The organism is Halorubrum shenae (genome assembly GCF_051194165.1).
Lineage (GTDB): Archaea > Halobacteriota > Halobacteria > Halobacteriales > Haloferacaceae > Halorubrum.
Genome location: NZ_JBLZNI010000034.1, coordinates 1 through 9,213 on the forward strand (window position 1 = coordinate 1; position 9,213 = coordinate 9,213).

Annotated in this window: 10 protein-coding genes; 6 read left to right on the forward strand and 4 right to left on the reverse strand. The window is 65.2% G+C overall.

Going from position 1 to position 9,213, the window contains the following annotated elements:
• Window positions 1-167: 167 nt before the first annotated feature.
• Window positions 168-449: a DUF5789 family protein gene (locus ACNS88_RS17315; RefSeq protein WP_435100508.1), complete on the reverse strand. Its 282-nt coding sequence runs from the start codon at window positions 447-449 to the stop codon at window positions 168-170.
• Window positions 450-613: 164 nt separating this feature from the next.
• On the opposite strand from ACNS88_RS17315, the gene ACNS88_RS17320 reads away from it, so the two are divergent.
• From ACNS88_RS17320 to hemB, 3 genes are all read left to right on the forward strand, one after another.
• A complete protein-coding gene (locus ACNS88_RS17320) occupies window positions 614-1,435 on the forward strand; it encodes a PHP domain-containing protein (RefSeq protein ID WP_435100511.1) in 822 nt (273 codons plus the stop codon).
• A gap of 60 nt (window positions 1,436-1,495) precedes the next feature.
• Complete coding sequence (locus ACNS88_RS17325; RefSeq protein WP_008005682.1) at window positions 1,496-1,660, forward strand: DUF6757 family protein; 165 nt, start codon at window positions 1,496-1,498, stop codon at window positions 1,658-1,660.
• A gap of 97 nt (window positions 1,661-1,757) precedes the next feature.
• Window positions 1,758-2,738 carry a porphobilinogen synthase gene (gene hemB, locus ACNS88_RS17330; RefSeq protein WP_435100515.1) on the forward strand — a complete coding sequence of 327 codons (981 nt, stop codon included), beginning with the start codon at window positions 1,758-1,760 and terminating at the stop codon, window positions 2,736-2,738.
• Between the two features lie 354 nt (window positions 2,739-3,092).
• Here the strand turns inward: hemB and ACNS88_RS17335 are convergent, their stop codons facing one another.
• Window positions 3,093-3,335 (reverse strand): ferredoxin, encoded by a 243-nt coding sequence (locus tag ACNS88_RS17335; RefSeq protein ID WP_435100518.1) that lies wholly within the window; start codon window positions 3,333-3,335, stop codon window positions 3,093-3,095.
• A gap of 502 nt (window positions 3,336-3,837) precedes the next feature.
• Here ACNS88_RS17335 and ACNS88_RS17340 point away from each other — a divergent pair.
• The gene (locus ACNS88_RS17340) at window positions 3,838-4,092 is read left to right on the forward strand and encodes a DUF7967 family protein (protein ID WP_435100521.1); all 255 of its coding nucleotides are present in this window, start codon (window positions 3,838-3,840) and stop codon (window positions 4,090-4,092) included.
• Window positions 4,093-4,174: 82 nt separating this feature from the next.
• Entirely contained in the window at window positions 4,175-6,853 is a 2,679-nt protein-coding gene (locus ACNS88_RS17345) for a valine--tRNA ligase (RefSeq protein WP_435100524.1), read from the forward strand.
• A 20-nt stretch (window positions 6,854-6,873) separates the two neighbouring features.
• Here the strand turns inward: ACNS88_RS17345 and ACNS88_RS17350 are convergent, their stop codons facing one another.
• Window positions 6,874-7,929 (reverse strand): quinone-dependent dihydroorotate dehydrogenase, encoded by a 1,056-nt coding sequence (locus ACNS88_RS17350; protein WP_435100533.1) that lies wholly within the window; start codon window positions 7,927-7,929, stop codon window positions 6,874-6,876.
• Window positions 7,930-8,060: 131 nt separating this feature from the next.
• Window positions 8,061-8,264 (reverse strand): hypothetical protein, encoded by a 204-nt coding sequence (locus ACNS88_RS17355; RefSeq protein ID WP_435100527.1) that lies wholly within the window; start codon window positions 8,262-8,264, stop codon window positions 8,061-8,063.
• A 293-nt stretch (window positions 8,265-8,557) separates the two neighbouring features.
• Between ACNS88_RS17355 and ACNS88_RS17360 the strand changes: the two genes are divergently transcribed.
• Window positions 8,558-8,887 (forward strand): non-histone chromosomal MC1 family protein, encoded by a 330-nt coding sequence (locus tag ACNS88_RS17360; protein WP_435100530.1) that lies wholly within the window; start codon window positions 8,558-8,560, stop codon window positions 8,885-8,887.
• Window positions 8,888-9,213 lie beyond the last annotated feature (326 nt).

Sequence of the window (9,213 nt, forward strand, 5' to 3'; positions counted from 1 at the left end):
GGCGGTTGTCCTCATGCGTGAACCCACAGTCCGTCCGAGAACAGCGTTGAGACGTGTGGTTCGGCTCGACCTGCTCCACCTCGAAAATGCTGAGTCTCGCGTCGAGACTCGCCCGTCGCTCTCGGGTCGAATCTCTCGAAAAACGAAGCGGTTCTCTCGCCGATCGCTCAGAACGAAACCGGAGCCGGGCCGTCGTCGTCGGTCGTCGGGTCGCGGTCCGAGTAGAACCGCCGACCGACTCCGCGGTGGCAGACGCCCGCGCGAAGCGTGGTAAACACGTCGTCCGCGTTGTCGAACGTCTGGTCACCGAACCGCTCCAGCACGTCTCCGAGACGCTCGGAGCCGTCGGCGAGCTCTACGGTCGCGTTCCCGTGAGCCGCGATCAGTTCTTCCGAGGTCGTCGGATATTGGTGCCGTTCGAGTCGGTCGTCGACGCCGTTCAAGCGCATCAACTCGTGTGAGTCTCCGATGGTCCTTAATGATTGTCCATGCACAACCATAGTCCGGAGAATCACATTATATTTCCTTATATTGTGGCCTGCTACCACGGTTGACTGGCGGTTGGCCGCCGCTCGACCGCCGACGCTTAGTGTCGGCTCGTCGAACATCGCCTATGGATACGGACCGGATCGTCGCCGACCTCCACGCGCACACGACGGTCTCCGACGGCACCATGACCGCTGACGAGCTCGTCGACGTCGCTCGCGATGCCGGGCTCGACTGGGTCGCGATCACCGATCACGACCGCGTGCACCCGGACGTGGGTGCGCCGGTCGTCGAGCGCGACGGCGTTCGGGTCGTCCGCGGGATCGAACTCCGCGTCGACGCCGGCTTCGAGCGGCTCGACCTCCTCGGCTACGGGGTCGAACACACCGACGCGCTCGACGTCGAAATCGATCGACTGCAGGCCGACCGCGAGCAACGAGGGGCCGCAATCGTCGATTGCGTCGAGGACCGGCTCGGGGTCGACCTCGGGATCGAGCCACGCCCCGGACTCGGGCGCCCGCACATCGCCCGTGCGATCGACGAGTCATCGACGCCGTACGACTACGCCGACGCCTTCGACGGGCTGATCGGACACGATGACCCCTGCTACGTCGCGCGAGAGGTGACCGAACTGGAGCGCGGCGTCGAACTCCTCCGGGACGCCTGCGCGATCGTCGGCCTCGCGCATCCCTTCCGGTACGACGACGTCGACGCCGCCCTCAACGTGGCCCGCGACCTCGACGCGGTGGAGCGGTTCTACCCGTACGGTCGCGCGGTCGACGACGCCAAAGTCGAGCGGGTCGCCGCCGAGAGCGACCTCCTGTTGACGGGCGGGACCGACGCCCACGAGCGCACCCTCGCCGAGGCGGGGCTGCCGGCGGAGGCGTTCGCGCCGGTCCGCGACCGGCTGCCGAACTCCGCACTCGACCCCGATCTCGACACGGCCTAACGAGATCGGCGTTCCCGATCGACGAACAGGGTTAAGCCCGATGCCGATAGAGTGTGATACATGCGGTGTCACTATTGCGAACGGGAGGCCACCTACGAGGCCGAGCAGAGCGGCGTGGTCGTCGGCCTCTGCGAGGAGCACTTCAAGGCGCGCGTCGAGGAGCTCGCGGAATCCGACGAGCTCGCCTCGCTCCGTGACAAGATCGACATTGAGTCGTCGGAGTAGCTGTCGATCGAAGCGCCCAGTTGATCTTCCTGCCTTCGGTTTCCGCCGGATCGCCGCGGACGGATCATAAAAGACGACTCGGAGCCAACGCTCCGCTATGCACCCAACGGACCGGCCGCGGCGGCTTCGGACCGACGGCGTCCGCCCCCTCGTCAGCGAGACGTCGCTGTCGGCGTCGGACCTCGTCGCGCCGATCTTCGTGGACGCGACGACCGACGAGCGCGTGCCGATCGAGACGATGCCCGGTCACGAACGCGTTCCCGTCGAGGAGGCGGTCGCCCGCGTCGAAGAGGTCCGCGAGACCGGCGTCGAGGCGGTCATCGTCTTCGGGATCCCCGAGTCGAAGGACTCTGAGGGCACCCGCGCGTACGCGGAAGACGGAGTGGTTCAGCGCGCGCTCCGACACATCACCGCCGAAACCGACGCCTACGTGATCGGCGATGTCTGCCTCTGTGAGTACACCGACCACGGGCACTGCGGCGTGATCGAGGAGTCGGCGGAGACGGATCCGACGCTCACCGTCAAAAACGACGAGACGCTGGCGCTACTCGCAGACACCGCCGTCTCGCAGGCGGATGCGGGAGCCGACATGGTCGCGCCCTCGGCGATGACGGATGGACAGGTTCGGGCGATCCGCGAGGCGCTCGACGCGGCAGGCCACGAGGACGTGGCGCTGATGAGCTACGCCGCGAAATACGAGTCCGCCTTTTACGGTCCCTTCCGCGACGCGGCCGACGGCGCGCCCGCGTTCGGCGACCGTCGACACTACCAGATGGACCCCGCGAACCGCCGCGAGGCGCTCCGGGAGGCTCGGATCGACGCCGAGGAAGGCGCCGACGTGTTGATGGTGAAGCCCGGCCTGCCGTACCTCGATATCGTCGGCGACCTCCGGCGGGAGTTCGATCACCCGATCGCCGCGTACAACGTCTCCGGCGAGTACGCGATGCTGCACGCGGCCGCGGAGAAAGGGTGGCTCGACTTGGAAGCAACCGCCCACGAGTCGCTGCTGTCGCTCAAGCGCGCGGGCGCGGACCTGATCATCACGTACTTCGCCGAGGATCTGGCCGAGCGCTTATAAACGAGAGTGGGTGGGGGATCGGTGTTCTTACTACCCATTCGACTTGGCGCGCGCCTCCGAGCGGTCGTCAGAGACGACCGCGAGGAGCGCCGCGCGAGGGAGTCGGTCGCCCAGAGCGAAGCGACGGGCGACCGACGAGGCTGGGGAGGTGTGAGGCGCTGTGCGGGGCGGGTGGGACTCAAAGGGGCAGCCGTGAGGGCAACGCTTGACGACGCAAGCACCGCAGGAACGAGCGAAGCGAGTGACGAGGAGCGCAGCGAGTCACGCGAGCCGTCGCGGCTGGGGCTTTGGAGGTGTTCACCGTCGATCCGCCAGTAACGACCTATAAGCGAACGGCCGAAAATCCGGAGCCGTCTACACCACCTGCTCGCCGTCGTCGTCGTACACTTCGATGGCGTCGACCGGGCAGACCCGCGCCGCGAACTTCGCGTCGAACTCCTCGCCGTCGGGCACCTCGACCACGAACACGTCCTCGCCTTCCTCCTCGCTCCCCTGCAGGTCGGCCTTGCCGTCGTTCAGGTTCTTCTCGAAGGCGTCCCACTCGGCAACGCACTGGTACATTCCGACGCAGGTGTCACGATCGAACTTCACGCGCATGCCCTCAGTTCGACGAGGCAGTACAAAGCGCTGGCGACGCCATGCGCTGGATCGGCTCTATGAGGTATCGAACCGACCGCGGATCGAAACAGACGCGGATGCGGAATCGCCCCGAATACGGCCATCGTCAAAGGCCCAGCCGTTCGCTTATAAATCTCTGACAGTGGATCGACGGGAAACACCCTCCAAAGCCCCAGCCGCGAGGACGGCGCACGCTCGCTCCGCGCCTCTGGCAGCCGGCGGCAACGCCGCCGGCGACTGCCCTTTGAGTCCCGTCCCGCCCGCCCCGCCCCGCACCTCACGCCTCCCCAGCCTCGTCGCTGGCACCCTCCGCTTCGCTTCGGGAGCCAGCGACTCCCTCGCGCGTGCTGCTCGCGGGCCGATGGCCCGCTCGCAGGCACGCGCCGACCGCAACCGATGTTCGAGATCGATCCCCGAAGTTAACCGCTCGTCCCGCAGTCCGACCGTCCTTTTTAAGCGTCGCAGGCGCGCATCATCGCGTATGACCACGGTCTGGCTCGTCGATCGACAGTTCGACTCCAAGGGGCTCGTGCGGCTCACCTACGCCACGGAGGACGGCGAACGCATGCACACGAAAGAGCTGGCCGAACAGCGCCTCGTCACGGGCGACGGGGTCACCGCCGGCCGCGAGGTCGAGGCGACCGCGCTCGGGGAGAGTCCGGCGGACGAGATCGAGCGGTTCGCGACGGAGGCGTCGAAGATGGCCGCCGAACACGACCTCGACGACGTGGTGTGAGTCCTGAAGCGGACGACGCGGTGTAGCGCTCGACCCCACAACCGAGGCCGTTAAGGGGGAACCGCCGGAAGATGCGCGTGAAATGCCCAGTGGTGAGTACGACCCCGATACCGTTGAGCCGCGGTGGCAGCGGCGATGGGTCGACGAGGAGACGTACGCCTACCCCGACGACGACCCGGTCGATCCGAACACGGTCTTCTCTATCGACACGCCCCCGCCGACGGTATCGGGGAGCCTCCATATGGGCCACCTGTACGGCTTCACTCTCCAAGACTTCGTCGCGCGCTTCGAGCGGATGAACGGCGGTGAGACGTTCTTCCCGTTCGGGTACGACGACAACGGGATCGCCTCCGAGCGGCTCACCGAGGGCGAACTCGACATCCGCCACCAGGACTTCGAACGTCGGGAGTTCCAGGCGAAGTGCCGCGAGGTGTGCGCGCAGTACGAAGAGCAGTTCACCGAGAATGTCCAGTCGCTTGGCGTCTCCGTCGACTGGGACCACACGTACCAGACCATCGAGCCACGTGTCCAGCGCGTCTCCCAACTGTCGTTCGTCGACCTGTATGACCACGGTCGCGAGTACCGCGAGAAGGCGCCCGCGATCTGGTGTCCCGAGTGCGAGACCGCCATCTCGCAGGTCGAGACCGAGGACGACGAGCAGGCCAGCCACTTCAACGACATCGCCTTCCCCGTCGCCGGGGCCGACCCGAGCGATGACACCCCCGACGAGTTCGTCATCTCGACGACTCGCCCCGAACTCCTGCCGGCGTGCGTCGCCGTCTTCGTCCACCCCGACGACGACGAGAACCAGGACCTCGTCGGCGAGTCCGCCGAGGTCCCGCTGTTCGGCCACGAGGTGCCGATCATCGCCGACGAGCGCGTCGACATGGAGACCGGCTCCGGGATCGTGATGTGCTGTACGTTCGGCGACCAGAACGATATCGAGTGGTACCAGGTCCACGATCTGGACCTCCGAGTCGCCATCGACGAGTCCGGCCACATGACCGACGTCGCCGAGGAGTACGTGGGGCTGCACTCCGATGAGGCCCGCGAGGCTATCGTCGAAGACCTCGATGCGGCGGGCGCGCTGCTCGACCGCCGCGACATCACGCACACGGTTAACGTCCACGAGCGCTGCGGGACGAGCGTCGAGTTCCTCGTCACCGAGCAGTGGTACGTCGAGATGCTCGACAAGACCGACGAGTACCTCGAAATCGGCCGAGAGATGGAGTGGTCCCCGGAGAAGATGTTCACCCGGTACGAACACTGGGTGGAGGGGCTGCAGTGGGACTGGCTCATCTCCCGGCAGCGCTCTTCCGGGATCCCGTTCCCCGTGTGGTACTGCGAAGGCTGCGGGGAGGTCGTCGTCGCCGAGAAGGCGGACCTGCCCGTCGATCCGCTCTCGGATGACCCGCCGGTCGACGTCTGTCCCGAGTGCGGCCACGACGAGTTCGAACCCGAAGACGACGTGCTCGACACGTGGGCCACCTCCAGTCTGACCCCGCTCATCAACGCCGGCTGGGACTGGGATGAGGAGGCCGAGGCGTTCACCATGGAGCACCCGGAGCTGTATCGGTTCGACCTCCGCCCCCAGGGTCACGACATCATCAGCTTCTGGCTGTTCCACACGCTCGTCAAGTGTTACGAGCACACCGGCGAGGTCCCGTTCGAGGAGACGATGATCAACGGGCACGTCCTTGACCAGAACCGGGAGAAGATGTCCAAGTCCGTCGGCAACGTCGTCGAGCCCGAGGCCGTGCTCGAGGAGTTCCCGGTCGACGCCACGCGCTACTGGGCCGCCGGTACCGCCGTCGGCGACGATTTCCCGTTCAAGGAGAAGGACCTCCGCGCGGGCGAAAAGCTGATCCGCAAGCTGTGGAACGCCTCCAAGCTCGTCGAGTCGCTGGCGCCGGAGCCGTACCCGGACGAGCCCGACGACGAGGCGCTCCGAGAACTCGACCGGTGGCTGCTCGCCGAACTCGACGACGAGGTCGAGCGACTCACCGAGCTGTTCGAGGACCGCGCGTTCTCGAAGGCCCGCGACGAGCTCCGGAGCTTCTTCTGGAACACGTTCTGCGACGACTACCTCGAGATCGCCAAACAGCGCGATGACGAGGCCGCAGCGTACACCCTCCGGACGGCGCACCGCCGCTTCCTGAAGCTGTTCGCGCCGCTGCTCGCGCACGTGACCGAGGAGCTGTGGCACGACATGTACGCTGACGGGGCGAGCGACCCCGATGCGGTCGACGCCGCCGTGTCTGACGGCGCGCGCGATTCGATCCACCTTGCCGACTGGCCCAAGCCGATCGGAATCGACGCCGACCAGGACGCGGGTGCGGCCGCCACTGCCGTTGTCGGAACGCTGCGGAAGTACAAAAGCGAGAACCAGCTCCCGCTGAACGCCGAACTGGACGCGGTCGAGGTGTACGCCGATGTCCGCGGGTTCGAAGAGGACATCACCGGCGTGATGCACGTCGCCGACCTCACCGTTCACCCCGGCGAGGAGGCCCCGGTCGAGACGGTCGTCACCGGAATCGACCTCGACTACGCCACGGTCGGGCCGAAGTACGGCGATCAAGTCGGAGACATCGAGGCGGCGCTCGCGCAACACGAGTACGAGATCGACGGCGACGAGCTTCATGTCGCGGGCGTCACGCTCGTCGACGAGGAGTTCACGATCGAGGAGGAGCGACAGTATCAGGGCGACGGTGAGCTGTTGGAGGCGGACGACGTGGTCGTTATCGTTCGAACAGAGGCCTAGCCCTCTCTCGGCGCAGCCGTCTACAGATCCGCGCCGACGGCAGCATCGACCGAGTCGAAGCCGTCCCGGTCGAGGAGGTCGAGAACTCCCTCGTTGATGTCGCGCGCGATGCCGGGTCCCTCATAGACGAGTCCCGTGTACAGTTGTACGACGGACGCGCCCGCCCGTATCTTCTCGTAGGCGCCCTTCGCGTCCGAAATCCCTCCCACGCCGATCACCGGTACCTCGGTGCGCTCGGCGACAAACTGGATCCGCTCCGTGGCGGTCGACTCTATGGGTTTTCCCGAGAGCCCACCGCGTTCGGCCTGCTGGGGGCTCTTCAGTGAGTCCGGTCGCGACGTCGTGGTGTTGGTCGCGATCACGCCGTCGAGACCGAGGTCGTTCACCACTCCGAGCGCGTCCTCGACGGCCGGCTCCGGGAGGTCCGGCGAGAGCTTCACGAGGAGGGGGTCGGCACCTGCGTCCGCGAGGGTTCCGAGTATCTCCTCTAACGCCGCGCGATTCTGAAGCTCGCGGAGCCCCGGCGTGTTCGGGCTGGAGACGTTGACGACGAAGTAGTCGCCCGCGTCCGCGACGCGCTTGTACGTGTACAGGTAGTCGTCTGGGGCTTCGGCGAGGGGAGTCGACTTTGATTTCCCGATGTTGACTCCGACCGGAATCTCCGGTAGCGGCTCGCGATCGAGCCGGTCGCCGACGATGTCGGCACCCTCGTTGTTGAACCCCATCCGATTTATCAGGGCTTCGTCCTCGCGGAGTCGAAACAGTCGCGGTCGCGGGTTCCCGGGCTGTCGCTCGGCCGTGACGCCACCGACCTCGACGTGACCGAACCCCAGCGCGGCGAGTCCCCGTGGAATCTCCGCGTTTTTGTCGAATCCCGCTGCGACGCCCACCGGATTCGGAAACTCGTTCCCGAACGCCTCGACTCGCAGGCGTGGGTCGTTCACGGCGAACCGACTGCGGAGGAGGTCGGTCACCGGCGTCGCTTCTACCGCCCGTAACAGCCGGTGTGTCAGCCCATGTGCGGTCTCCGGCGGAAGGCCGAACAACGCTGGCTTCAACAGATCGTACGCGCCCATCGTTTCGGACTCGTCACGGACGGGCATCAATCCGCCGACCGTAGTCGAACAAACCGTTTGCGCGCACCTCGCTACGCAGCGTCTCGATCCGGCTCTTCAAAAACGCAACGCGACAGCGGATCCGAAACGTCTCAGAAGTCGTGTTCGAGGTCTTCGGGGCTGGAATCTGCCTTCTGGATGATTATCTTCCCGTCTCGGACTCGGACGAACACCTCGTCGCCGATCTCCATCCCGGCTACGGAGAGCTCGTCTTCGTGGAGGTTCACGTGGACGTTGTGGTACTCCCCCTCATCGTCCTTGGCGCCACTGGGGCTGAGCTTCTTTTTACGGACCATCGCGGTTGTACTGATCGGAATTCGCCATAGCAGACATATAAGTGTTGTTTACGCGACGACGTTCTCCGACGCCCCCTTTGTCGACGCTGTCTGTGCAACGTGCGATCGATCGACTCGCGCTCTCGATCTACTGAACCGTCTCTTGGCTGTCGACCGGCTCCCGACTCGCACCAGCAGTTGGCCTAAACCGCTAGCCCGTGCGGAGTTAGTATATAAAAGTTTTGCACCTCAGCTTTCATTTCCCCGATATATTTATTACAGGCTGTGTGTTGGGTTCGCATGGAGGATAAACCATGGTACGTGAAGACGGTAAGCGAAACTTTGCCCTTCGAGAGGAGGACGGATCGGAACCGAGCGAGTTCTCCGGAAACATGCCTCGTCAGGCTGCACTCAAGGCCGCCCGCACCCTTGAGCCCGCACCTTCCGAAGGGGAGGCTGAGCGAATCACGCTTCGTCTCCGGGAGAAGGGGACGCAGAAGATCCACGAGTACGAAGGGTGGGCCTGGAAAGACAGCGCCCCCGAGGTCGATGAGGCCGATGACAACTTCTGGCTCAACGATCTCGACGACATCACGAAGGCGAACGTCTCGAAGCAGGGGATCGAGTACATCGACGACGAGTAGCCTTCGAGGCCAGACACGTTTTTTCGCTGCCTTCGGTCGCGTAGCTATTCGCTCGTTCACACTTCCTCGCCATGAAACCGCATGACGTGGCGCCGGTAGTTCGACGGGGTTAAATACAACCCGGCCATCGTGACTAATGCGAAGAACGCACCTGCGAACTCGGGCCGTTCAACTCGGCCCGGTTTCGCTGGACTTGGAACGCTTCGATGGGTTTATGACCCCTCGAAAAGTACAATCAAGTCCGCGAAGATGAGGATTTCGCCCCCTGCGCTCCGGCGTAAGAGGAAATCTGATGTGAGCCGTGGTAGTTCGGTGTCATCCAGGTC

What these genes read in the sequence shown, in the direction of transcription:
- ACNS88_RS17350 (WP_435100533.1), bottom strand. Translation starts at nt 7,929, where the DNA reads ATGGGCGCGTACGATCTGTTGAAGCCAGCGTTGTTCGGCCTTCCGCCG.
- ACNS88_RS17315 (WP_435100508.1), bottom strand. Translation starts at nt 449, where the DNA reads ATGCGCTTGAACGGCGTCGACGACCGACTCGAACGGCACCAATATCCG.
- ACNS88_RS17340 (WP_435100521.1), top strand. Translation starts at nt 3,838, where the DNA reads ATGACCACGGTCTGGCTCGTCGATCGACAGTTCGACTCCAAGGGGCTC.
- ACNS88_RS17345 (WP_435100524.1), top strand. Translation starts at nt 4,175, where the DNA reads ATGCCCAGTGGTGAGTACGACCCCGATACCGTTGAGCCGCGGTGGCAG.
- ACNS88_RS17360 (WP_435100530.1), top strand. Translation starts at nt 8,558, where the DNA reads ATGGTACGTGAAGACGGTAAGCGAAACTTTGCCCTTCGAGAGGAGGAC.
- ACNS88_RS17325 (WP_008005682.1), top strand. Translation starts at nt 1,496, where the DNA reads ATGCGGTGTCACTATTGCGAACGGGAGGCCACCTACGAGGCCGAGCAG.
- ACNS88_RS17355 (WP_435100527.1), bottom strand. Translation starts at nt 8,264, where the DNA reads ATGGTCCGTAAAAAGAAGCTCAGCCCCAGTGGCGCCAAGGACGATGAG.
- ACNS88_RS17335 (WP_435100518.1), bottom strand. Translation starts at nt 3,335, where the DNA reads ATGCGCGTGAAGTTCGATCGTGACACCTGCGTCGGAATGTACCAGTGC.
- hemB (WP_435100515.1), top strand. Translation starts at nt 1,758, where the DNA reads ATGCACCCAACGGACCGGCCGCGGCGGCTTCGGACCGACGGCGTCCGC.
- ACNS88_RS17320 (WP_435100511.1), top strand. Translation starts at nt 614, where the DNA reads ATGGATACGGACCGGATCGTCGCCGACCTCCACGCGCACACGACGGTC.